Genomic DNA, 23,615 nt, shown 5'->3' on the forward strand with positions numbered 1-23,615 from the left:
TGCGCCGACGGAAGCGCCAAATCCCGGCAGAAGCAGCGTAGCAAGCTCCGCTCTACGAGAGCAGCGGCGTGCGAGGCTTTGGTAGTGCCGAGCTTGCTCGGCAGGGTGTGCGGCTCTTCTGCAACGACGGAAGAGCACAAGCCAAGCAGAAGCAGCGGAGCGAGCTCCGCTCTACCAGAGCAGCGGCGTACGAGGCTTTGGTAGTGCCGAGCTTGCTCGGCAGGGTGTGCAGCTTTCGCCACACGACCCTAAAAGGTCCCCACCGCCCGGGTCAGTCGATAAGCCGGGTTCTGTCGTGAACGGTCATTCCTCTGGGACTTGCGTCACCGCAAGCCTCAAGCAATCTACCCGGGGACGACGCGGGCCGCGCCATGCTCCCCCTATTCGATCTTGCTGCAGGTGGGGTTTGCCAAGCCGTCGCGTGTTGCCACCGACGCGGTGCGCTCTTACCGCACCGTTTCACCCTTGCCCGCACTCGCCTTGCGACGAGCCGCTGGCGGACTGTTCTCTGTTGCACTTTCCGTGAGCTCTCGCCCCCCAGATGTTATCTGGCACCTTGCCCTGTGCAGCCCGGACTTTCCTCGATGCAGCACTCTTGCGAGCCCACACCGCGACCGTTTAACCAACGCCGAACGGCGGGGACGCGCAGTGTAGCGGTTTTGTACGCCCACAGGAGCGAACGGTGGGAGCGACTTCAGCCGCGATTGCCTTCTGCGGGAGCGGCTGTTGCCGCGACAGCTCTCGCCTTTGTAGATCCAGACTTGTCTGGACGCGTCTCCTCGATCAAAACCGAAGTCTTTCGCGGCATTCCAGCCAACAGCCATCGCGGCTGAAGCCGCTCCCACAGGGAAGGCGCCGTTCTGGCAACTGGCCGGAGCATCGTAGGTCACGTTGTCCCGCAGGGACTACGTGACACGGCGACGCACCATGCTCGCTATGGGCCGACCCCTGATGATCGGCAGCTCGAACGCCGGTCGACGCCGCGCACCCTCCGCGAGTTGCGATTCCCATCGACGGCGCGCCTCACTTTGGCAATACTGCGTAACCTTGAGTCACCTTCGGGGATAGGCTACCGATGTCGCGAGTCCCGCCGCAACGCCGCGTGCGCCTGAGACTGTGGGCGCTGATCCTGGTACCGGCAGCCGCCCTGATCTGGATTGGATTCAAGAATATTTCTGCGGCGATGCCGATCTGGAGTGCCGCGTCGGCGCCGACCCTCACCGATGAAGCCGAGCCTGCACGATCGCGTCCCAGCGTAGACCTTGCGGTCGAAGCGACCGAAGCCGCCGACGCCAGCGTCATCGAAGCGCAGGCAAAACCCGTCTTGCCGCCCTTCCCCGCAGCGATTGCCTCGTACCGGGCGCCTGCTGCGCTGCGTCAGCAGGACCGGGAGCGCTTCCGGGACGATCCGGATCTTTCCGCCTATGCCGCTGAATTGCAGAGCCGCGCCAACGCTGGTGATGCCGATGCCGCGATGATGCTGTCGGATCTGGCCAACATGTGCGATGACGCCTCGCGATGGGGTGGTGACGACGCAGATCTGACTCGTCTTGAACGTGGCTTTTTCGAGGTAGTCGGATTCAGCACGGATCAGTTGCTCGCTATCGAGACCACTCGGCGCTCGCTCGGGATCCGATGCGCGAACTGGTCAGCCTCTGCGGATGCCAACGTTTCGCGCTTGGCCGAATCCTGGGCGCAGAGAGCCGCGGCGATGGGTCATCCCGGGGCGCGACTGTGGGCGGAGGCTCGCTACCTTTGGGCCGAAACGCCAAAACCAGAGGATAGGCAAAGAGGACGCGTGATCGGTCTGGAACTGTTGCAGCGGCGCGACCCGCTGGACCTGCTTCGATACGCAAGCACACTCAGCCCCCTCAGTCCCTATGAGTACTCGGGCTTCGTCATGGCCGCCTGCCTGTTGACCGCGCCATGCGCAGCGGACCCTTTGGTCTACGGGCGCGGCAGCGTGGATGCCGGCGTCTACCCGAGCTTCCCCAACTATCTGACGCTCAATTTCCTCGGGCCCAGGGACCTCTGGATCAGCGAACGTCAGGCCGAAGAGATCGTGTCGCTCTGGCAAGCCGGGCGCTTTGATCTGATCCTGCCTGCGGATTTGCCCTCGCCCGGGGATGGCGGATGAGCGCCAGCTTTCGTCGACTGGCTCCGATCGTGCTGGTAGTGATCGCGCTTCTATTGCTGATCAGTTATCGCCCCTTGCTGCGGGTGGCCCAATCGACCTGGACGCAAGCGAGCGACTGGTTGGTCAGGGGCAAGACACCCCCTGAAACGGTTGCCGAGCGCGCCACCTTCGATTCAGCGGAGGAGGCTCCCAATATCGCCAGCTACGCACTGGCCCCCGGTGACACCGCGCCGGAAGACGAGTCGGCCGTCGAGTCCGTGGACGTGGCGGGCAAAGCCACGCCAAGGCAGACGTTGAGTCCCGCCGCCGCCCGTAGCCTGATGCAGGAGCGCCGACGCGAGCTGGATTGCGAGTTGGCCTTGTCAGCTCGATCACCCAAAGAGCTGGCCAAACGCGAGCGCAAGTGGCGTTGGTTGCCCCCGCACATGGCACAAGCCGAGCGCCAGGCGCTGGAGGATGCTGCCGGACGCCTGGGGCGCGGTTGTCCGCATTGGAAGGATGATCCGGAGGCGCTGAAGCGCCGTCAGGAGGAACGGCAGGCACAACTGGTCAGCGCAGTTGCGGCCAATGATCCGAGCGCGCGGATCACCGCCATCCGGCCAATTACCCCGCAGTTCATTGAGCAACTGCCAGATGCGCTATATGACGCGGTGCTCAGCGGCGACCCCGAGTTGATCGCGCAAATCGGCTGGGCTGATCAGTGGTTGCGCGCCCGCGCACGCGGGGACGGGCCCGAGGATTTGATTCACAGGCCTTTCCTGTGGGCGCTGGTGGCCTGCGATCTCGGCCTCGACTGCCTGCCCGGCAGTCCAACGCTGGACCGTCATTGCCTGCGCGGGACAGGCATCTGTGGCAGCCCCACCCTGGACGCCGCCATTCGTCCGCTCTATCCCGAGGTGCTGATGACCATACTCGACCAGCAGCGAGACGAACTGCTGCAGCGCATCCGCAGCGGTCAGATTGCCGGGCTGTTTGATCCGCCGCCGAACCCACCTCCCGGCGGCCCGTAGGAGCGACCTTGCGTCGCGACCGCAGGCCCGGTCAGATCGCCCTCAGCGCGAAGCCTCGCGGTCAGTCGCTTCTGTGGGAGCGGCTTCAGCCGCGATAGCTCTCGCCTTTGTAGGTCCAGACTGGTCTGGACGCTTCTCCTCGATCAAAACCGAAGTCTTTCGCGGCATTCCAGCCAACAGCCATCGCAGCTGAAGCCGCTCCCACTGGGAAGGCGCCAGTCTCACAACAGGCGACGCACCATGCTCGCCGTTGGTCAGACTCGGTTGATCGGCACGCCGAACGCCGGCCAAAGGCGTGCACCCGCCGGGATCTGCAAAAGCCATCGACGGCGCAGCTCGCTTTGGTGATACTGCGTCACCTTGAGTCACCTTTTGGGCGGAGCTGTCCTTGCGCGACTATCGGCAGAAGCAATCACTGTGGGCAGTGCTGGCGCTGTTGATTGCTGTGGTAGCCATACAGATGGCGGTTCGCGACGACGCGTCTGTGGCAGGCCGGCCCCAGGGCACACTGCAGGTCCAGGCGCAGGCCAGTTCGACCAGCGAGGCTGAGCTGTCCACTCAGACTGCCCCGGACACCGAGGAAAAGCCCGCAGTCGAGGCGCTCGCGCCGGAAGCCGGCTTGCCGCCCTTGCCAGCCGCCATCGCCCCGCACCGCGCGCCTGCGGCGATGCGGCAGCAGGACCGGCAGCGTTTCCGCGACGATCCGAATCTCACCGCTTATGCCGCCGAGTTGCAGTCTCGCGCCAACACCGGCGACGCCGATGCGGCGATGCTCCTGTCAGACCTTCACGGGTTATGTGGCGTGGCAGCCGAATGGGGCGGCGGCAAGACCGATTTCACCGCGCACGAGCTGGACGTGCAGGCGGTGTCGGGGTTCAGCCCCGCGCAGACTGAGCAATGGAAGTCCTTTCTGTTGACCAATGGCCGGCGCTGCGCGCAGTGGCGCTCGCAATCGCTGGAGGAATGGTCGAATCTGGCCGCTGCCTGGCGGGCGCGCGCTGATCAACTCGGGCATCCTGGCGCCTGGTTCACGGCGCACCTTGATCTGGGGCTGGATCCCGCATCGGCGGAGCTTCTAGAGCGCGCTCGGCCCTACGCTCTGGAACTGCTGCGCCAACGCGATCTGGATGAAATGGTGCGCTATGCGGATCAGTTGGCGCCGCTCAGTCCCTACGACGGGCTGGGATTCGTCATGGCCGCCTGCCTGCTCAATGAAGCCTGCGCGCCCGACCCTGTGGCCTATGCCGAATCGCGTATTGCTGCGGGAGAGATGGTCGCTGCCGGTGCCTATTGGCCCTTGTCGTATTCGGGTCCGCGCGCGGTGTTGATGGCCCGACGTCAGGCCGAGGAGATCATCACGCTATGGAGCGCCGGTCGCTTCGAACTGATTCTTTCCGGACGCGGGTCCGACATACCGGGGGGCGGATGAGACGTCGATTGCTGGGGCCCTTGGTCTTGGTTCTGGCGCTGGTGGTGCTGCTGGCCCTGGGATTGCGCGATCGTCTTGAGCGCATGCCGCTGTTCGGCGGCGAGGTGATCGCGAACCGGGGAATCGCAGCGGACGTCGATTCTGGTGCCGCGGCCAAGGCTGTCGATCCGACAAGCGCGGCAGACGCGCAGGGCCCGAACATGGCCAGTTACGCCGTAGCCGAGGCGAAAGACGCACAAGAGCAGGCGGACCCGGCGGCAAAGACGTCCGAAACTGGGGGCAGTCAAACGCCGGCCCGGCTCAGCCTGGAGGCCGCGCGCACCGCGATGGACGACTACGAGCGCGAGGTCGATTGTGAATACGTGCGCCTGGCCCAGGCACCGGCCAAAGTCGCCGAGCGCGAGCGCCAATGGCGCTGGTTGCCGGTGGAAATCGCCCAGATGGAGCGCATGGCCTTTGACGATGCTGTGAGTCGCGTGGGGCGCGGCTGCCCGCGCTGGTCGGATGATGCCGCGGCGTACCAGCAGCGGCGCAAGCAGCGCCGGGCCAACGCCGCATTGGCGGCGCAGGTCGGCGAACTCAGAGCCTTGCTGACCAATTCCGGTCTGGAAGGTCAGCTGGCACCGACGCTGGCGCAAGCCATGTACGACGCGCTGCTCAGCGGCGACCCGAAACTGATCGAACGGATTGGCTATGCCGATATGGTCTGGAGCGGCTTCGGCAATCGCACCATGGCCGAGCGCATGGGTGTACGTCGCGAACTCTGGACCCTGGTTGCCTGCGATCTCGGCCTGGACTGTCTGCCCGGCGGCCCAACCCTGGACCGCTATTGCCTGCGTTTTGGGATCTGCGGGTATCCCAATCTGGAAGCCACCATCCGCCAGTGGGCATCCGGTCGCACCATGGAAGTACTGCAAAACCAGCGCGCCGAGCTACTGCAACGCATCCGCAGCGGTCAGATTGCCGGGCTCTTTGATCCGCCGAAGAACCCACTTCCCGGCGGCCCGTAGGAGCGACCTTGCGTCGCGACCACAGACCCCCGTGGGAGCGGCTTCAGCCGCGATCGCTGTTGCTGCTGTAGGTCCAGACTTGTCTGGAAGGCTCTGCTATGACTCGCCGAGCCCTCATGTCGACCCTTCGGGTCAACGTGACCCACCTCCTGGGTCCGCCAAGGCCGTTTGCGAAAACCCGAGGGCGCGGCGATCGGTGGCCGAACTCTTGGACGGCAACAATGCGCACCAGTGCATCGATTCAGAGATCTCACTGCCTTTCTCTGCGTTCTCGGCGCCCCTCTGCGCTCTCCGCGTTGACTGCTTCTGTTGTCATGGGCGCGACAAGGGTTGGGCACAGACTGTCAGGTAGTCCCTCCGGGCCAACCTGACCTACGATCCAGCATCCCACGCGACCCGTGCGCGCAGGCCCGGGTTCGCGTTCTCGAAGCTGAGGCGGGCGTGGTGGTGTTCGGCGATGGCGCGTGACAGCGCCAGGCCGATGCCGAAGCCGGGGCTGCTGCGGGCGGGGTCGGCGCGGTAGAAGCGCTCGCCCAGGCGGGCCAGTTGATCCGGGCTCACGCCGGGGCCGTGGTCGCGCACGCTCAAGCCCTGTTTGGGGTCGAGTTCGATGTCGATCTGGCCTGCGCCATGGTTGAGAGCGTTCTCGATCAGGTTCTGGAGCAGCTGGAACCACAGGTGGCGGTCGCCGCGCAGGCTGGTCGGCTGCACGCTTGTGTGGATTTCGCGGCCGACATCGGCGGCCACCGGTTGATACATCTCGACGGCGTCGGCGACGATCTGATCGAGCGCTATCTGACGCTCGCTGCGCTCGAAACCGCCGGCCTGCAGGCGTGCCAGGCGCAGCAGCGCGGCAAAGGTGGCGAGCAGGGTGTCGATCTCGCCGATGCTGGCCTGAATGGTCTGTTCGGCATCGGCATCCAGTGAGTGGCTGTTGGCCAGTTCTTCCAGACGCTGGCGGGCGGCTTGCAGTGGCCGCCGCAGATCGTGGGCCAGGTGACTACTGACCTGACGGGTGCCGTCGACCAGTCGTTCCAGATCGGCAAAGGTGCGATTGAAGCGGTCGGCCAGGGTGTCGATCTCGTCGTGGCGTGGCGAGATCACCAGGCGGCGGCCGAGATCGCCGCCGCGGATGGCCTCGGCGTCCATCGCCAGCCCGGCCAGGCGTTTGCGCATGCGGCTGGTGAACCAGGCCGCCGCCAGCGCCGACAGCAGGAACACCGCCACTACCGCCACGCCGAGCTGGAGCGCCAGATGTTCGTCGAAGCTGGCCAGCGGCGAGCGCCGCCCGACCAGCAGGCTGCGGCCGCCAAACAGCTGGAACACCTGACCCTCGGCGTGCTCGCCGTCTTCGGCTTCGAACTGGGCCCAGCTGTGATCCAGCCGCGGCACGGCAGCGGGCCAGCGGGCCAGGTTGCCCGCCAGCACCTGGTCGCGGTTGTCGACCAGCAGGTAGATGGTGCGCGGATCAAGTTCGCGCTCGGTGCGCTTGTCCAGTTCATCGATCAGGCCGTCGATGCCGTTCTCGTGGAACTCGACTTCCAGATCCCAGCTTTCGCGTTCGATCGCCGAGCGCACTTCACTGGCGATATGTCCCACCGCCTCGCGGTAGATCGGCACGAAGATGAGTCCGGCCACCAGACTGATCAGCAGCGGCAGCAGCACCGCGAAGCGGAAGAAGGCGCTGTGCCCGGGGCCGGTTCGGGACATCGCTAGTCGCGGTCCGGGCCCAACCGGTAGCCGACCCCGCGTACCGTGTGGATCAGGGCCTGGTCTTCGCCGCGATCGATCTTGTTGCGAAGATTGGAGACATGCACATCGATGACATTGGTCTTGGGGTCGAAGTGGTAGTCCCACACGCCCTCCAGCAGCATGGTGCGCGTAACCACCTGATCGGCGTGGCGCATCAGGTATTCGAGCAGCTGGAATTCCTTGGGCTGCAGATCGATGCGGCGCTCACCGCGGCGCACCGTGCGCTTGAGCCGGTCGAGTTCCAGATCCTGCACCTTGAGCACGGTGTCCTGCGCCGGGCTGTCGTGGCGCGGCCGGCGCAGCAGCGCTTCCACCCGCGCCAGCAACTCCGACAACGCGAAGGGCTTGATCAGATAGTCGTCGCCGCCGGCGCGCAGGCCCTCGACCCGGTCATCGACATCGCCCAGCGCGCTCAGGATCAGCACCGGCGTGCTGATCTTGCTGGCGCGCAGCGTGCGCAGCACGGTGAGGCCGTCCACCTGCGGCAGCATGCGATCGAGCAGCAGCAGATCGAAGGGCTCGGTGGTGGCCATGAACAGGCCGTCGCGGCCATTGCCGGTGGCATCCACGGTATAACCCGATTCGCGCAGGGCGCGTTCGATGAACTCGCGGGTGTTGCGGTCATCTTCAACGATCAAGACGCGCATGCGTAGTTCGCTCCTGTGGCCGATGATGAATCAAGGCAGGGCGAAGACGATGGGTACCTGTACCCACACGTGCTCACCCGGCTCTTCGCTGCGATAGGTTTCAAAGCGCCACTGCTTGACCGCGCGCACCGCGGCCTTGTCCAGGGCTTCGGTGCCGCTGCTGATCAGCAGCTCGGTCGAGATCACCGATCCGTCCGGCGCCACTTCGGCGGCCACATGGGCGATGCCGCTGCGGCCGCGACGGTAGGCCGAGCGCGGATAGTTCGGCTGCGGCATCTTGATCGAGACCAGATTCAACCAGCGGCGGCCGTCATCCGGCGGCAGATCGCCATTGGTCGAGATCGCGATATCGCTCAGCGGTCTGCGTTTGGCGCTGGCCGGACTGCGCGGGATGAAGCGTGGATCAATCTCCTGGATGCGGTCGAAATCCAGCGCCCGGATGCTGTCGATGCGGCAGCTGCGGCCGTCGTCGGTGATGATCTGCGACCAGGTGGCCCGCAGGCTGTTGCGCCCCGGCCGCTGGTAGTCGGCGATGCGCAGCGTCAGCTGCTTCATCAGGTTGTAGCAGCGCTCGCGCAGATTGATCAGATAGGGCTCTTCGCGCCCCAGCCACAGCACCAGACTGTGCTCGTCGATGGGTTGCCAGTAATAGACGCGGAAGAAGCGCACCGACTCCTGCGACTGCCCGGCGATGGCTTCAAAGCGCTGGTATTGCTCTGAGCGCGCCTCATCGTTGGCTTCATCATCGGCAAACGCTGGCGACAGCCAGGTGGCGAGACACAGGAGCAGGGCCAGGCACCAGCGCCAGCGGCGTGAAAGGCGTGGGGTGGGCGGTGCGGATCGGATCATCCGGCAACGATAGCAAGAGCGCGCTGACCTCATGCCTGCCTGCGGATTAATGCCGCTTAAGGTCGGCCCGCCATCAAGCGGTGCGGGCCCCGTTGTGCGGGGTGCTGTCAGACCGCCGCCCAGCCCAGCATCCACCCCAGCGCCGCCAGGGCCAGCGCCGAATAGACGCCAGCGACGGCGTCGTCGGCCATGGCGCCGAGGCCGCCGCCGAGTTCGCGGTCGAGCGTGGATGCCGGCCAGGGTTTGACGATGTCGCTGAGCCGGAACAGCAGGAAGCCGGCCAGCAGCATCCAGCCCGTATGCAGTTGTGGCGGCCACAGCAGCGCGCCGGCGCACAGCGTCAGCCACTGACCCACCCACTCGTCGATGACGATCGGCGCGGCATCATCGGTGGCCAGCGAAGCGCAGGCCCAGCTGGCGGCCGCGACGCCGATGCCAAATCCGGCGAGCAGCACCAGCGCGTGCAGCCACAGCGGCCAGGTCATGGCGCCCGCAGCCCAGTAGATCGCCACCGCGGCGGCCGATCCGGTGGTTCCCGAGGCGAAAGGTGAGAGCCCACTGCCCAGGCCACAGGCAATCCAGCCCCAGGGATGGGCCAGCAGAATCTTCGCCTCGCTGCGTACATTGCGGCTCATCGGAAGTGCTCGTAACCGCCAGCGGGAGCGGGCATCAGTTCTCCGGCTACGTCCAGATAGTGCACGCCCTCGCCCGGGGCCAGAATGCCGATGCGGGTGATCGGTGTGTGCGTGGCGCTGGCGATCTGAGCCAGCGCCGGTTCGCGTTCGGGCGGTACGGTGAAGCAGAGCTCGTAGTCGTCGCCAGCCAGTTGCAGTGCCAGCTGCTGCTGCGGATTGGTAATCCAGGTGGTCAGCGCCCGCGAGGCCGGCAGGCTGGCACTTTCCAGCACCGCAGCCAGGCCGCTGGCGCGGCAGATATGGCCGAGGTCGGCGCCGAGGCCATCGGAAACATCGATGCAGCTGTGGGCAATGCCGCGCAAGGCCATGCCCAGCGCCAGTCGCGGGCTGGGGCGGGCCAGGCGCTGCAACAGGCGCTTGCGCGCCAATCGGTGCTCGCCCTCGGCGCTGGCGTGCTCGGCGCCGCGCAGCATCAGGCCGGCGGCGGCGTCGCCCAGGCTGCCGCTGACATACACACCGTCTCCAGCGCGGGCGCCATCGCGGGTCAGGGCCGTGCCTGCCGGCAGACTGCCTATGGCGGTCAGCGTCAGCGACAGTGGGCCACGGGTGGTATCGCCACCTACCAAGGCCACGGCATGGCTGTCGAGCAGGTCCAGCAGGCCGTCGATCAGCGCCGCGGCGTAGCCGGTGTCCATGCTCGGCAGGGTCAGCGCCAGGGTGCAGAAGCGCGCCCGCGCGCCCATCGCGGCCAGATCACTGAGATTGACGGCCGCGGTCTTGTAGCCGATGTCCGAAGGTGCGGTGTCCAGCGGAAAATGCACGCCCGCGACCAGCGTGTCGGTGCTGACCACGCAGTGATCGCCGGGCTCGAACTCCAGCAGCGCGGCGTCGTCCCCGATGCCGCGGATCACCCCGGGATGGTGCTGCGCGCGCTGGCGCAGGGACTCGATGAAATCGAATTCGCCGGCCACGGCGATCAGCGTGCCTGTTGCTCTGCCTGACGGGCGCCGCGGGCGATGCGATCGAGCACGCCGTTGACGTAGGTGTGACCGCCCTCGGCGCCGAAATCCTTGGCCAGATCGATGGCCTCGTTCAGCACCACGCGGTAGGGCACATCGAGACGATGCAGCAGCTCGAAGGTGGCCAATCGCAGCGTGGCGCGCTCGATGGCGTCGATCTCTTCGATGCCGCGGTCGACGAAAGGCAGGATGGTGGCGTCGATCGTCTCCAGGTGCTCTTCGACGCCGAGCAGCAGCTCCGAGAAGTAAGCGCCATCGGCGATGGCCATGTCCTGCTCCTCGTTGAACTGCTCGATGATGCGGCGCATGGGGCCGCCACCGATCTGCCATTGATACAGCGCCTGCAGCGCACGGCGGCGGGCACGGGCACGCTCGGGAAAGGGCTTGGTCGGCTTCACGATTCCGCCTCCAGCTGCTGCAGCAGGTTCAGCTGCTCGATGATGGCCAGCGCCGCGTCGGCACCCTTGTTGCCGGACTTGCCGCCGGCGCGATCCAGCGCCTGCTCCATGTTGTCCACCGTCAGCACGCCGAAACCCACCGGCAGGCCATGATCCAGCGACACCTGCATCAATCCATTGGAGGCGCCGCCGGCCACATAGTCGAAATGCGCGGTGTCACCGCGGATCACGCAGCCGAGCGCGATGATCGCCACGTAGCGGCCACTGGCCGCCAGTTTGTCGGCGGTCAGCGGCAATTCAAAGGCACCAGGCACGCGCACCAGCGTCAGCTGATCGGCATCCACGCCATGGCGCAGCAGCGCGTCCTGCGCTCCTTCCACCAGTTTCGAGACCACCAGCTCATTGAAGCGCGAGGCCAGCAGCGCAATGCGCCCGGTCGGGGCGCGAAAATCACCTTCGATGCGTTCCATGTCATCGATTCATCCAGGTACGGGGCGCAGAGTCTATCGGTTCGAGTGCAGGTACAGCGAGCATGCGCGCGCCAGCGGGCCCGCTGGCGTTCACGCACCGCCGGCCCACGAGGGCTTGAAAGCGTCCGTACCGCTGAACAGGAGGCCATCCCGGGCTCTGCGCCGATTGACCTCTCGGGATGATCAAGCGCACCCTTCGGGTCTTGCCAGTGAGGCGCCCGCCATGAGCCAGCAACCACCGCAGTCAGTCCAGGCGCCCACCGGCGCGGGCGATCGACTGCATCTGGAGGAATGGCTGAATGCCCTGACCCACGGCGTCGGCGCCGTGGTAGCGCTGGCTGCCGGTGCGGTCTTGATCACCTTGGCGTCGATCTATGGTGATCGCTGGGCCGTGATCGGTGCCTCGGTCTACAGCGCCTCGCTGCTGCTGCTGTACCTGGCCTCGACGCTGTACCACGCGGTTGCGCATGTGCCGACCAAGGCCAAGCTCAAGATCTTCGATCACTGCATGATCTATGTGCTGATCGCCGGCACCTACACGCCATTCACCCTGACCAGCCTGCGCGGGCCCTGGGGCTGGACCCTGTTCGGGCTGATCTGGGGTCTGGCCATAGCCGGCATCGTCTTCAAGCTCTACTTCACCGGGCGCTTCAAGTGGCTGTCGACCGGCATCTACATCGCCATGGGCTGGCTGGTGGTGATCGCCATCGATCCGGTGATGCGGGCGCTGCCGCAATCGGCCTTTGCCTGGCTGCTGGCCGGTGGCATCGCCTACACCGCGGGCACGGTGTTCTACATGAGTCGGCGGCTGCCCTATGCCCACGCCATCTGGCACGGCTTTGTGATCGTCGGCAGCGTCTGCCATTTCGCCGCCGTACTGATCCAGGTGCTGGCGCCGGTGCCGCTGGCGGGTTCGTAGTGGGTCGGCGCGAGGGCATGGGGCGCGAGGGCAGGAGGGCACGAGGGCACGAGGGCAGGAGGGCAGGAGGGCACGGGGGCACGCGAAGGCAGGCTCATTGCGAGCCACCTGTTCCGGCCTGAAACTGCCCACGAGCCATGAACCACAAACCCGCCTGTAGGAGCGACCTCGAGTCGCGACCGGCAAGCCGCACGTCCGAAGCAGCGGTCGCGCCACAAGGGCGCTCCTACCAGTGGACGAAACCGTCGCTGCGCTCCTCTCCATGAACCCATATCGTAAGTTGTTGATGCGTCATTGCGAGGAGCGCAGCGACGAAGCAATCCAGGGTAGCGCCGCACGCCGCTGGATTGCTTCGCTACGCTCGCAATGACGCCGAGGGTTCATGGCCCGTGGGCAGTTTCAGGCCGACACAGGTGGCTCGCAATGACGCATCAACAACCTGCAACATGGGTTCATCGAGAGCACTTGATCTTGCGTGCCCTCGTGCCCTCTCGCCCTCTCGCCCTCAATTCAGCCGGGCCCGATTCCGGGAGTTTGACGACACCTTCACGCGGGCGCGCTCAGCTTTCGCGGCCGATGTAAATAATTCTTCCGATGGTGGAACTTTGCCCGGCGAGCACGGTCATTCCGCTTCAGGCCGGAATTCCGGCCAGATCATTCAACAAGGAGACAGCGATGCGTAATTGGTTCTGGGTAGCGGCCGTGGGCATTCTCGCGAGCGCTCAAGTGGCGGCACAGGACAAGCCCGACGATGTCATCCGGTCGGCGCTGAAAACGCTGAATCCGGACATCCGGGTCGATGAGATCCGTGCTGCGCCGATCGACGGTCTGTACGAGGTCACCGTACCGGGACAGGTGGTCTATGTCACGGCCGATGGCAAGTATCTGGTGCAGGGCATGATCCTCGACATTCCGCAGAAGCTCGATCTGACCGAGCAGCGTCGAGCGGAACTGCGCAAGGATCTGTTGGCGAAGGCACCGGAAAGCCAGCGCATCATCTTCAAGCCCAAGGGCGAGGTGAAGCACAAGGTGGCGGTGTTCACCGACATCGATTGCGGTTACTGCCGCGAATTGCACAAGCACATGGCCGAGTACAACGATCGCGGTATCCAGATCGAGTACATGTTGTTCCCCCGCGCCGGCGTCGGCTCGGATTCCTACCGCAAGGCGGTGGCCGCCTGGTGCAGCAAGGACCAGCAGGGCGCATTGACCAAGGCCAAGGCTGGCGAAGATCCGGGCAATGCCACCTGCATCAATCCGGTGGAATCGCAGTATCAGCTCGGCCAGCAACTGGGCGTGACCGGCACGCCGACCCTGGTGTTGCCGGACGGCAACGTGGCCCCTGGCTATGTGACGCCGGACCAGCTGGAACAGCGTCTGGTGGCCGCCGAAGCCGCCGTGGCCGCTGAGGCCGACAAGAGCAAGTAAGCCATAACACCGGGCGGTAGCGGCTGCTGCCGCCCGGAAATCTACGGCAGACCAGGGCGGGTTCTTGCACGAGCGTCCGGCCCTGTATCATCCGCCGGCCCTGACTGCGCTACCGCCCCGATGCCGATACGCTCGATTCCAGGGGCTGCGGCCCTCTCCCGCTTTCGACTGGATGCACTGAACCAGCGGCTGGCGCCACTGGCGGCGCGGATCGTGGCCGTCAGCGAGACCTTTGTGGCCTTCGGCGTGGCGCCCGAGATCAGCGATGCGCAGCTGGCTGAAGTGCTGCAGTGGGGTGCTCCGGTCGAGGCGCCGGCGTCGGCCGGTGTCGTCCGCTACGTCGCGCCGCGCCTCGGCACGCGCTCGCCCTGGTCGAGCAAGGCCACCGATATCCTGCATCGTTGCGGTCTGGCGGTGGAGCGCGTCGAGCGCGTGCTTTGCTATCAATTCGCGCAGTGGCCCGAGCAGCCGGCGCAGATCGAGCAGATCGAAGCCCTGCTGCACGATCCCATGACTCAGAGCGTGTTGCGGGATCCAGCCGAATTCGCCGACCTGCACCGGCATCCGGCAGCGGCGCCGCTGGTCTACGTGGCCACCGATCTGCCAGCGCTGACCGAGGCCAATCAGCGTCTGGGTCTGGCGCTGAGCGAGGATGAGCTGGAATACCTCGCCGCGCGCTATGCGCAGCTGGGGCGTGCCGCCAGCGATGCCGAACTGATGATGTTCGCGCAGGCCAATTCCGAGCACTGCCGACACAAGGTCTTCAACGCCAGCTGGACCATCGACGGTATCGATCAAAGCTCCAGCCTGTTTGGCCACATCAAGCACACCCACGCGAGCACGCCGCAGGGCACGCTGGTGGCGTACAAGGACAATGCCGCCGTGCTGGCGGGGCACGTCGGTCAGCGCTTCCTGGCGGATGCTCAAGGTCGCTACCGCGCTACGACCGAGCCCGTACATCTGGCGATCAAGGTCGAGACCCACAATCACCCGACTGCGATCGCCCCGCATGCCGGTGCTGCCACCGGTGCTGGCGGTGAGATCCGCGACGAAGGCGCAACCGGTCGCGGCGCACGGCCCAAAGCCGGATTGACCGGGTTCACGGTCTCACATCTGCGTTTTGCCGATGCGCCGCAGCCCTGGGAGCAGCCCCGGCCGCTGCCGCAGCATCTGGCCAGTGCCCGTCGGATCATGGTCGAGGGGCCGATCGGCGCGGCCGCCTTCAACAACGAATTCGGGCGCCCGGCGCTGGGCGGCTATTTCCGGACCTTCGAGCACTTCCCGGAGCGGCTCGATCAGGGCTACGCCTACGACAAGCCGATCATGATCGCCGGCGGTCTGGGCAGCGTGCGCGCGGCCGATGTCGAAAAGTGTTTGCTGCGGGAAGGCGATATCGTCATCGTGCTCGGTGGCCCGGCCATGCTGATTGGCCTCGGCGGGGGTGCGGCCTCCTCGCAGGCCAGCGGCATCGGCAGCGCCGCCCGCGATTTCGCCTCGGTGCAGCGCGACAATCCGGAGATGGAACGGCGCTGCCAGGAGGTCATCGACCGTTGTATCGCGCTGGGTGAGGCCAATCCCATCGTCAGCATTCATGATGTCGGTGCCGGTGGTCTGTCCAATGCCATCCCGGAACTGCTGCACGACAGCGGCGTTGGTGGCTGCATCGATCTGGGCGCGGTGCTCAATGACGATCCGGGCATGAGTCCGATGCAGATCTGGTGCAACGAGGCTCAGGAGCGCTATGTGCTTGGCCTGCGCCCGCAAAGCCTTCCGCGATTCATCGAACTGGCCGAGCGCGAGCGCTGCCTTTACGCGGCGGTCGGCACGGCAACCGCCGTCGAGCATCTGAGCGTACGGCTGGGAGACACGAAGGTCATTGATCTGCCGATGGATGTGCTCTTCGGCAAGGCGCCGAAGATGCACCGGCAGGCAATCGGCCATCAACCGCAGGCGGGTGTGGCGCTGAATCTGGCGACCATCGAGCCGCTGGATGCGCTGCTGCGCGTGCTGCGCTTTCCGGCCGTGGCCAGCAAGCAGTTCCTGATCACCATCGGCGATCGCACGGTCGGCGGCCTGAGTCACCGTGACCAGATGGTGGGCCCCTGGCAGACGCCGGTGGCCGATGTGGCGGTGACGCTGGCAGATTTCGAGGGCTACAGCGGCGAGGCCATGAGCATGGGCGAGCGCACGCCCTTGGCCGTGCTGGACGCCCGCGCGGCGGCGCGAATGGCTGTGGGCGAGGCGCTGACCAATCTCTATGCGGCGCCGGTGGCGGCCTTGGAGCAGGTCAAGCTGTCGGCCAACTGGATGGCGGCGGTCGGCGATCCGCAGATGGACGGCGCGCTGTATGCCGCAGTCGAGGCCGTAGGCCGCGAGCTCTGCCCGGCTCTGGGCCTGGGTATCCCGGTGGGCAAGGACTCGCTGTCGATGCGCGCCCAGTGGCGCGATGCCGACGGCAGCGACTGCCGCACGCGGGCGCCGATCTCCTTGATCATCAGCGCCTTTGCACCGATCACCGATGTCCGCGGCACGCTGACGCCCGAACTCCAGTGTCGCGACGGCAGCGCCGCCCTGTGGCTGCTCGATCTGGGCGCAGGCCAGCGCCTCGGCGGCAGCGTGCTGGCCCAGGTGCATGGTTCGATGGGCGATCGGGCCCCGGACCTGGATGATCCGCTCGAGTTTCGCCGTGGGCTGGATTGGCTAGCGGCGGAAAAGGCCAGCGGCCGGATTCTGGCCTGGCACGATCGCAGCGACGGCGGTCTGATCGTGGCCGCGCTGGAAATGGCTTTCGCTGCGCGTCTGGGGCTCGATCTGGAGCTTGGCGGCGATGGCGATGTGCTGGCCGAATTGTTCAACGAGGAACTCGGCGTCTTGATCGAAGTGGCGGCGTCGGATCAGGAGGCGCTGCTTGCCAGTGCCGCGGCCGCCGGCCTGGACACTCGTCTGCGGCGTATGGGTGCCGCCGCCGACCACGCCCAGCTGCGCGTGCGCGCGGGCGGACGCAGCGTGCTCGAGGCCGAGATGGCGGACTTGCTGGCGGCCTGGAGTGAAACATCCTGGCGCATTCAGCGCGAGCGCGACAATCCCGACAGCGCCGACCAGGAATTCGAGCGCCTGCGAGACTACGGGGCGTGTGGCCTGATCGAAGCGCCCAGTTTCGACGTCGATGAGGATATCGCCGCGCCCTACATCGCCAGCGGCGCCCGGCCGCGGGTGGCGATCCTGCGCGAGCAGGGCGTCAACGGTCAGCTGGAAATGGCGGCGGCCTTCGTCCGCGCCGGATTCGACGCCATCGACGTCCACGTCAGCGATCTGGAGAGCGGTCGCCATCGCCTGGCCGATTTCCGTGGTCTGGCGGTCTGTGGTGGCTTTTCCTACGGCGACGTGCTGGGTGCCGGACAGGGCTGGGCCAAGGGCATCGCCCACCATCCGGAGCTGGCCGAGCAGTTTCGGCGCTTCTTCGCTGACAGCGGCAGCTTCACGCTCGGCGTCTGCAATGGCTGCCAGATGCTCAGCGGATTGGCGAATCTGATCCCCGGTGCCGAAGGCTGGCCGCGCTTCCTGCGCAATCATTCCGAGCAGTACGAAGCCCGGCTGGTGCAGGTCGAAGTGCTCGATTCGCCCAGCGTGCTGCTGACCGGCATGGCCGGATCACGTCTGCCGCTGGTGGTCTCGCATGGCGAGGGCCGTGCCGATTGGGGCGGTAGCGCCATGCCGGCTCAGGCCCGGCCGGCATTGCGGTTCATCGGGAGTGACGGCGCCAGGGCGCAGACTTACCCGGCCAATCCCAATGGTTCGCCGGAGGGTTACACCGGATTCTGCAGCACCGATGGCCGCGCCCTGATCCTGATGCCGCATCCGGAGCGGGTGTTCCGGCGGGTCCAGCTCAGCTGGGCAGCGCCGGGTGGCGATGCCTCGCCCTGGCTGCGGTTGTTCCGCAATGCCCGGGCCTTCGTGGCTTGAGCGCTCCGTCACGCTTCGGGTCTGAGCCTCCTTGCAGACGGTCTTGATTCGAGCGGGCGCCGCGCACAGGCTAGAATGCGCCTCCCGCTGCCACGGCACAGGGCGGTTGGCGTCGATGCCCCGGTCGGGTTGCTGTCCGACCAACCTCGTCGCCATTTCCGACCCTCACCGGGTCATTTCCGCGACACACCCGTCGCCTGCTTGCACAGCCTACTCATAATCCAGACATGTTCGGTCCACTCAAATCCCTGTTGTTCCTGGCGGTACTCTGGCTGCCGCTGTCCTTCTTCGTGTGGTTCTATTTCGCCCAGATCTTTGTCATGCCGATCGCGGCAATGGCGAACTGGGTGCTGCAGCATCTGCTGCCGAATGTGTTCGCCGGCGTCGAGCAGACCCGCCATATCCTGGCCTTCATCACCACCCTGCCGATCGATCCGGCGCTGTTGGTGGGGGTGGACACCAGCCAGGGCACGCCGGCGGTGGTGGTCGAGGCCAACCCGATGATCTACGGCTACTGCATCCCGGTGCTGGTGGGTCTGGTCATGGCCACGCCGCTGCGCAACTGGCAGCGTCTGTGGCAGGTTGGCGTGGGTGTGATCATCCTGTCTGCGGTACAGACCTTCGGTACCGTCTTTGACGTGCTCAAGAGTCTGGGTTTGCAGGCCGGTGACGAGGCCTCGCGGGTGATCACCGATGCCGGCCTGTCGCTGAACCTCATCGCTTTCTGCTACCAGTTCGGTTATCTGGTGCTGCCAGCCATCACCCCGGTAATTCTATGGGTGATGTTCAATCAGGCCTTCATCCAGGGTCTGGTCACCACCGAGGGCAGTGAATTGCCCGACGTGGGAACCAGAAGCACCGAAACGAAGTCTCAGTAGTCTTGCCCCCTGTTGCTGCCATCGAGTGCCCGACGCGTGAATGCCATCGTTGAATCTGAACACGCCGCCCCGCCGCTGCCGCAGACGGCAGTGGACGTCGAGCATCTCGACGAGCGCATCTGCCAGTTTCTGCTGCGCAAGGGCAGGCTCAAGGATGCCGATCTGGCACGCGCACGGCGGGTGCACGAGGAGCAGGACGATGTCGGGCTGGTCTCGCTGCTGACCCGCCTGGGCCTGGCCTCCGAGCGCGATGTCGCCGAGGCCATGAGCGAGTTGCTGGAACTGCCGCTGGTCAACGCCAAGGACGCTCCCGATGTGCCGCCCGCGGGCGTGACCCTCTCGGTGCGGTTTCTGAAACAGTTCCACATCGTGCCGATCGGCGAGTCCGAGCAGGCCATCCGTCTGCTGGTGGCCGATCCGCAGGATGACTACGCTCGTGATGCCGTGATTCTTGCCACCGGCAAGCCGGTCGAGATTGCGGTCGGCCTGCGCACGGAGATCGATGATCTGATCGAGCGCTACTACGGTCAGGGTCGCTCCGCGATGGGCACCATCGTCGAGAATCTTGCCGGTGAGGAGGGCGGTGGCGAAGATGATGTCGAACATCTGCGCGACCTGGCCTCGGAAGCGCCGGTGATCCGCCTGGTCAATCTGGTGATGCAGCGGGCAGTCGAGCAGCGCGCCAGTGACATCCATATCGAGCCCTTCGAGAACCGCCTCAAGGTGCGATACCGCATCGATGGCGTGCTTCAGGAGGTCGAATCGCCGCCCGCCAGTTCGACCGCCGCGGTGATCAGTCGCATCAAGATCATGGCCAAGCTCAACATCGCCGAGCGCCGGCTGCCGCAGGACGGCCGCATCATGCTGCGCGTGCAGGGCAAGGAACTGGATCTGCGCGTGTCCACGGTGCCGACCAGCTACGGCGAGAGCGTGGTCATGCGTATCCTCGATCGCGAAAGCGTGGTGCTGGACTTCAAGGCGCTGGGCTTCACCGACGATTTCCTGCCGCAGTTCCTCAATGTGCTGGAGATGCCGCACGGCATCATGCTGGTCACCGGTCCCACCGGTTCGGGCAAGACCACCACGCTGTACACCGCGCTCAGCAAGATCAACACCCCCGAGGTCAAGATCATCACGGTCGAAGACCCGGTCGAATATCAGCTCGAAGGCGTCAACCAGATCCAGGTCAAGCCGCAGATCGGCCTCGATTTCGCCGGCGCCCTGCGCTCCATCGTGCGTCAGGATCCGGACATCATCATGATCGGCGAAATGCGCGATCTGGAGACCGCCAAGATTGCCATCCAGTCGGCACTCACCGGCCATCTGGTACTGTCGACACTGCACACCAACAACGCCGCCGGCGCGGTCACCCGCCTGCTCGACATGGGCGTGGACGATTACCTGATGTGCTCGACGGTCAACGGCGTGCTGGCGCAACGACTGGTGCGTCGCCTGGATCGCGAGACCAGCCAGCGCTATCAGGCGCTTCCGGAAGTGGTCGAGGAACACAAGCTGCGCAAGTTCACGCGCCACGATCCGATTTATCTGCATCGTCCCGTGGCCTCCGAGCGCAGCGCCACCGGCTATATCGGCCGCACCACGATCATGGAATTCCTGACCATGACCGACCCGATCCGCCGCCTGGTCATGCAGCACGCCGACCACGGCAAGATCGAAGCCCTCGCCCGCGAGGAAGGCATGCGCACCATGTACGAAGACGGCATCGCCAAGGCCCTGAGCGGATTGACGACCATCGAGGAAGTGCTGAGGGTGTGTCAGGAGGGGTAGTTTGGTCGCGTTTTCCGGGGTTCTGAGGCAAGTAAGGTGAAAAGTGAAACGTAAAACGTCAATTGAGGCAGCGGCGGGGTTGGGGTTCTGAGGCGGTGCCGCGCCGGGTTTTCTGCAGCGCTGAGGCAAGCAAGGTGAAACGTGAAACGTAAAACGTCAATTCGGTGGGCGGCGAGCTTGATGGTCCGGGTCCTTCTGGGTCGGTCGGCAGCGCGCGTGCGCATTCGTCACCGCGAGCTCGGAAACAGCCTCAGCCCAAATTTACGTTTCACGTTTTACGTTTTACTGCTCAGAACGTTTTACGTTTTACCGCTTGCCGACCGCAGGGAGGCAAGCTGAATGCCCGCCTTCCGCTTCAAGGCCGTCGCGCCCAACGGCGAGGTGCTGCAGGGCCAGATGGAGGCCGCCAGCACCGATGAGGTGGTGGCCAAGCTGCACGAGCAGGGCAATCTGCCGCTGGAGGCGATTCCGGCCGATCAGGCGCAGGGTGCCGGGCTGGGAGCCTTGTTCCGTTCCACCGGCGTGTCGCAAACCGATGTGGCCAATTTCACCCAGCAGCTGGCTACGCTGGTTGGAGCCGGCTTGCCGCTGGACCGTTCACTGCTGGTGCTCGGAGATCTGGCCGAATCCCCGCGCCTGAAGCGGCTGGTCGATCGGGTTCGCGATGAAGTGCGCGGCGGTGTCTCGTTGTCGGAGGCGCTGGAGCGTCAGCACGGCGTGTTTTCCCGGCTCTACGTCAACATGGTTCGCGCCGGCGAAATGGGAGGCACGCTCGATCACACGCTGACCCGACTGTCGCAATACCTGGAGCGCAACCAGGAGCTGAAGTCGAGCGTGGTCTCGGCCATGATCTATCCATGCATCCTGTTGCTGCTCGCCGGCGGCGCGATGATCTTCCTGCTGGTCTTCGTTATTCCCAACTTCATGCCGCTGTTCGAACAGCTGGGCGGCGAGTTGCCGATCCTGACCCAGATTGTGCTGGCCTTCGCCAATGCCATCCGCTATGGCTGGTGGGTATTCCTGATCATCGCCATCGCCGTGGTCATGTTCTTCCAGCGCCAGTTCCGCGACCCGGTCACACGGCTGGTGTGGGATACGCGATTGCTCAATCTGAAATGGATCGGCGATCTGCTGATCAAGATCGACACCGCGCGGTTTGCGCGCACCGCCGGCACGCTGCTCAAGAACGGCGTACCGTTGCTGTCGGCGATGTCGATCGCCCGCAATGTGCTGGGGAACTCGGCGCTGGGCGAACAGGTCGATACTGCCAACAAGGATGTGAAGACCGGCGGTGGCCTCGCCCATGCGCTGGCCGCCGGCAAGCGCTTCCCGCGGATGGCCTTGCAGATGATTGCCGTCGGTGAGGAAACCGGTCAGCTCGACGACATGTTGCTGCGCGCTGCCGATACCTATGACCGAGAGGTCAGAACGACCATCGACCGGCTGATGGCGGCCTTCGTGCCGGTGTTGACCATCCTGCTGGCAGGTTTCATCGCCGTCATCGTGATTTCCATGGTGACGGCCATCTTGAGTTTGAACGATCTGGTGGCTTGAAGAGGACACGCAATGAACGAAGCAAAGGGTTTCAGTCTGATGGCGCTGCGGCAGCGACTGCTGGCCGGGCTGGTGTTGGCCCCTCGCGAATCCGCGAAGGGAAACCATGGCCTTGTCTCCGGACGTCGCCGCGTCGGCGTTCATCAGCGCGGCTTCAGCCTGATCGAGATGTTGCTGGTGCTCGGCATCATTGCCTTCATTGCGACCATGCTGGCGACCAACATCTTCCGAAACAAGGAGCGGGCCAACGTTCAGGCGGCCAAGGCTGGCGTTCGCAAGGTGGCCACCGCCGTGGATCAGTTCTACCTCGACTCAGGTTCGGCGCCATCCAAGCTGGAAGAACTGGTCACCCGGCCCGGCAATGCCAGCAACTGGGGTGGTCCTTATCTGAATGAGTCGCAGCTCAAGGATCCCTGGGGCACGCCCTATGTGATCAAGGTGCCGGGTGAGGGCGGCCAACCCTATGCCGTGATCTCGCTGGGCTCCGACAAGGCGCCGGGCGGGGCCGATACGGCGGCGGATATTGACAATAATCAGTGATGAGATTGTGAGCTCGCGGCGGGCATACCTGCGGGACTCGGGACTCGGGACTCGGGACTCGGTGTTCTTGCCAGACTCGCCGCTTGTTCCCATTCCTCAGTCTCATTTTTCGCAGATGGGATCGAAGTTGCCGCTTGCCCGAGTCCCGAGTCCCGAATCCCGAGTCCCGGCGGTTTCAGCGGTCACAGCATCCGGCCTTGTCTGCGGAAGTCATCGCGTCTGCGCCCATCAACAGGGCTTCACCCTCCTCGAAATGATCGTCGTTCTGCTGATCGTGGCCACGGTCGCGACTCTGCTCGGTACCTCGATCGTCGGCAGGCTGGACAGCGTCAAGGTCGCAACTGCAGCGCGGGACATGAGCGCCGCGCTGCGTTACACCCGAAGTCAGGCCATCCTCCACCGCGAAGAGAAGTTCCTCGAAGTCAATCTGGAGCAACGCAGCTATTCCGCCGCCGGTCGGCCTGCCGTGGAACTCCCTGAGGTACTGGAGATCAAATTGCTGACCGCGCAATCGGAAGTGGACAGCGACAAGGTCGGGCGCATCCGTTTCTTCCCGGATGGCGGATCAACCGGCGGTACGATCACCCTGATTGCCGATGGCCGCCAGTGGAAAGTCAAGGTGTCGTGGCTGACTGGCGAAATAGAACTGGATGATGGGCGGAAGGAGCGGCGATGAGGCAGGAAAAAGGAAAAAGGAAAAGGGAAAAGGGAACAGCGCGCGCTGTTGCTCCCCTTTTTCCGTTTTCCGTTTCCCATTTTCCTGCTGGCGGCCGCCGTCGCGGCCGCCAGCAAGGCTTCACCCTCATCGAAGTGCTGGTGGCATTCATCGTCTTCGTGCTGATCTTCGGCGCGGTGCTGGATGCGCTGGGCATGGCCATGCGCAATACCCGGCGCTCGGCCGAGGTCAGCGAGGCTGCCTTGTGGGCGCAGTCCAAGCTGGATGCGGTTGGCACGATCGAGGAGTTGGAAGAGGGCAATGAGCGCGGCGAGTTCAATCAGCAGTTTCGCTGGGAACTGGACATCCGCAAGCAGGAAGTGCCGCGCACCGACGGCCTGGCCAGCGACACTTTTCCGGTCGACCTCTATCGAGTCGACCTGACCGTCAGCTGGGGCGACGCCAACCAGCGCAAGGAACAGCACTTCATCACACTGCGCTCCAAGTTGAAGGAGGGGCAGTTTTGAACGCAGC

20 protein-coding genes and 1 other RNA gene are annotated in these 23,615 nt (G+C 65.2%); 13 read left to right on the forward strand and 8 right to left on the reverse strand.

What is annotated here, in order from left to right; genetic code table 11:
* Window positions 1-263 precede the first annotated feature (263 nt).
* An RNA gene (rnpB, locus tag H7A19_00585) (RNase P RNA component class A) lies at window positions 264-631 on the reverse strand.
* Window positions 632-1,075: 444 nt separating this feature from the next.
* Here rnpB and H7A19_00590 point away from each other — a divergent pair.
* The 4 genes from H7A19_00590 (at window position 1,076) to H7A19_00605 (ending at window position 5,586) form a co-directional block, all read left to right on the forward strand.
* A complete protein-coding gene (locus H7A19_00590) occupies window positions 1,076-2,137 on the forward strand; it encodes a hypothetical protein (GenBank protein MCP5473326.1) in 1,062 nt (353 codons plus the stop codon).
* Window positions 2,134-3,147, forward strand: a complete 1,014-nt coding sequence (locus tag H7A19_00595) for a hypothetical protein (GenBank protein MCP5473327.1) — start codon at window positions 2,134-2,136, stop codon at window positions 3,145-3,147. Before H7A19_00590 ends, H7A19_00595 begins: the two co-directional genes overlap by 4 nt.
* A gap of 388 nt (window positions 3,148-3,535) precedes the next feature.
* Window positions 3,536-4,576 (forward strand): hypothetical protein, encoded by a 1,041-nt coding sequence (locus tag H7A19_00600; protein ID MCP5473328.1) that lies wholly within the window; start codon window positions 3,536-3,538, stop codon window positions 4,574-4,576.
* Complete coding sequence (locus tag H7A19_00605; protein MCP5473329.1) at window positions 4,573-5,586, forward strand: hypothetical protein; 1,014 nt, start codon at window positions 4,573-4,575, stop codon at window positions 5,584-5,586. Before H7A19_00600 ends, H7A19_00605 begins: the two co-directional genes overlap by 4 nt.
* A gap of 372 nt (window positions 5,587-5,958) precedes the next feature.
* Here the strand turns inward: H7A19_00605 and H7A19_00610 are convergent, their stop codons facing one another.
* The 7 genes from H7A19_00610 to ribE all read right to left on the reverse strand — a co-directional run bounded on the left by H7A19_00610 (window position 5,959) and on the right by ribE (window position 11,356).
* Window positions 5,959-7,296, reverse strand: a complete 1,338-nt coding sequence (locus tag H7A19_00610; protein ID MCP5473330.1) for a HAMP domain-containing histidine kinase — start codon at window positions 7,294-7,296, stop codon at window positions 5,959-5,961.
* 2 nt (window positions 7,297-7,298) lie between these two features.
* Window positions 7,299-7,985: a response regulator transcription factor gene (locus tag H7A19_00615; protein ID MCP5473331.1), complete on the reverse strand. Its 687-nt coding sequence runs from the start codon at window positions 7,983-7,985 to the stop codon at window positions 7,299-7,301.
* Between the two features lie 30 nt (window positions 7,986-8,015).
* Window positions 8,016-8,834 (reverse strand): energy transducer TonB, encoded by an 819-nt coding sequence (locus H7A19_00620; GenBank protein ID MCP5473332.1) that lies wholly within the window; start codon window positions 8,832-8,834, stop codon window positions 8,016-8,018.
* Window positions 8,835-8,941: 107 nt separating this feature from the next.
* Window positions 8,942-9,469, reverse strand: a complete 528-nt coding sequence (locus H7A19_00625; protein MCP5473333.1) for a phosphatidylglycerophosphatase A — start codon at window positions 9,467-9,469, stop codon at window positions 8,942-8,944.
* Window positions 9,466-10,440, reverse strand: coding sequence for a thiamine-phosphate kinase (thiL, locus tag H7A19_00630; protein MCP5473334.1), 975 nt, complete (start codon window positions 10,438-10,440; stop codon window positions 9,466-9,468). The genes H7A19_00625 and thiL overlap by 4 nt, the downstream gene beginning before the upstream one ends.
* Before the next feature lie 5 nt (window positions 10,441-10,445).
* Window positions 10,446-10,889 carry a transcription antitermination factor NusB gene (gene nusB, locus H7A19_00635; protein MCP5473335.1) on the reverse strand — a complete coding sequence of 148 codons (444 nt, stop codon included), beginning with the start codon at window positions 10,887-10,889 and terminating at the stop codon, window positions 10,446-10,448.
* Complete coding sequence (ribE, locus tag H7A19_00640; GenBank protein MCP5473336.1) at window positions 10,883-11,356, reverse strand: 6,7-dimethyl-8-ribityllumazine synthase; 474 nt, start codon at window positions 11,354-11,356, stop codon at window positions 10,883-10,885. Before ribE ends, nusB begins: the two co-directional genes overlap by 7 nt.
* 223 nt (window positions 11,357-11,579) lie before the next feature.
* Between ribE and H7A19_00645 the strand changes: the two genes are divergently transcribed.
* The 9 genes from H7A19_00645 (at window position 11,580) to H7A19_00685 (ending at window position 23,608) form a co-directional block, all read left to right on the forward strand.
* Complete coding sequence (locus tag H7A19_00645) at window positions 11,580-12,275, forward strand: hemolysin III family protein (protein ID MCP5473337.1); 696 nt, start codon at window positions 11,580-11,582, stop codon at window positions 12,273-12,275.
* Between the two features lie 675 nt (window positions 12,276-12,950).
* Complete coding sequence (locus H7A19_00650; protein MCP5473338.1) at window positions 12,951-13,703, forward strand: DsbC family protein; 753 nt, start codon at window positions 12,951-12,953, stop codon at window positions 13,701-13,703.
* A gap of 120 nt (window positions 13,704-13,823) precedes the next feature.
* Window positions 13,824-17,666, forward strand: coding sequence for a phosphoribosylformylglycinamidine synthase (gene purL / locus H7A19_00655; GenBank protein MCP5473339.1), 3,843 nt, complete (start codon window positions 13,824-13,826; stop codon window positions 17,664-17,666).
* Between the two features lie 227 nt (window positions 17,667-17,893).
* On the forward strand, window positions 17,894-18,544 hold the full coding sequence (locus H7A19_00660) for a hypothetical protein (protein ID MCP5473340.1): 651 nt from the start codon (window positions 17,894-17,896) through the stop codon (window positions 18,542-18,544).
* Window positions 18,545-18,619: 75 nt separating this feature from the next.
* On the forward strand, window positions 18,620-20,332 hold the full coding sequence (gene gspE / locus H7A19_00665) for a type II secretion system ATPase GspE (GenBank protein MCP5473341.1): 1,713 nt from the start codon (window positions 18,620-18,622) through the stop codon (window positions 20,330-20,332).
* A gap of 339 nt (window positions 20,333-20,671) precedes the next feature.
* Complete coding sequence (locus tag H7A19_00670; GenBank protein ID MCP5473342.1) at window positions 20,672-21,886, forward strand: type II secretion system F family protein; 1,215 nt, start codon at window positions 20,672-20,674, stop codon at window positions 21,884-21,886.
* 12 nt (window positions 21,887-21,898) lie between these two features.
* Window positions 21,899-22,426 (forward strand): type II secretion system major pseudopilin GspG, encoded by a 528-nt coding sequence (gspG, locus tag H7A19_00675; GenBank protein MCP5473343.1) that lies wholly within the window; start codon window positions 21,899-21,901, stop codon window positions 22,424-22,426.
* A gap of 253 nt (window positions 22,427-22,679) precedes the next feature.
* Entirely contained in the window at window positions 22,680-23,102 is a 423-nt protein-coding gene (locus H7A19_00680) for a GspH/FimT family protein (GenBank protein MCP5473344.1), read from the forward strand.
* The gene (locus tag H7A19_00685; GenBank protein ID MCP5473345.1) at window positions 23,099-23,608 is read left to right on the forward strand and encodes a prepilin-type N-terminal cleavage/methylation domain-containing protein; all 510 of its coding nucleotides are present in this window, start codon (window positions 23,099-23,101) and stop codon (window positions 23,606-23,608) included. Before H7A19_00680 ends, H7A19_00685 begins: the two co-directional genes overlap by 4 nt.
* The last annotated feature ends 7 nt before the right edge of the window (window positions 23,609-23,615 follow it).

This window comes from Rhodanobacteraceae bacterium (assembly GCA_024234055.1).
Classification (GTDB): domain Bacteria; phylum Pseudomonadota; class Gammaproteobacteria; order Xanthomonadales; family SZUA-5; genus JADKFD01.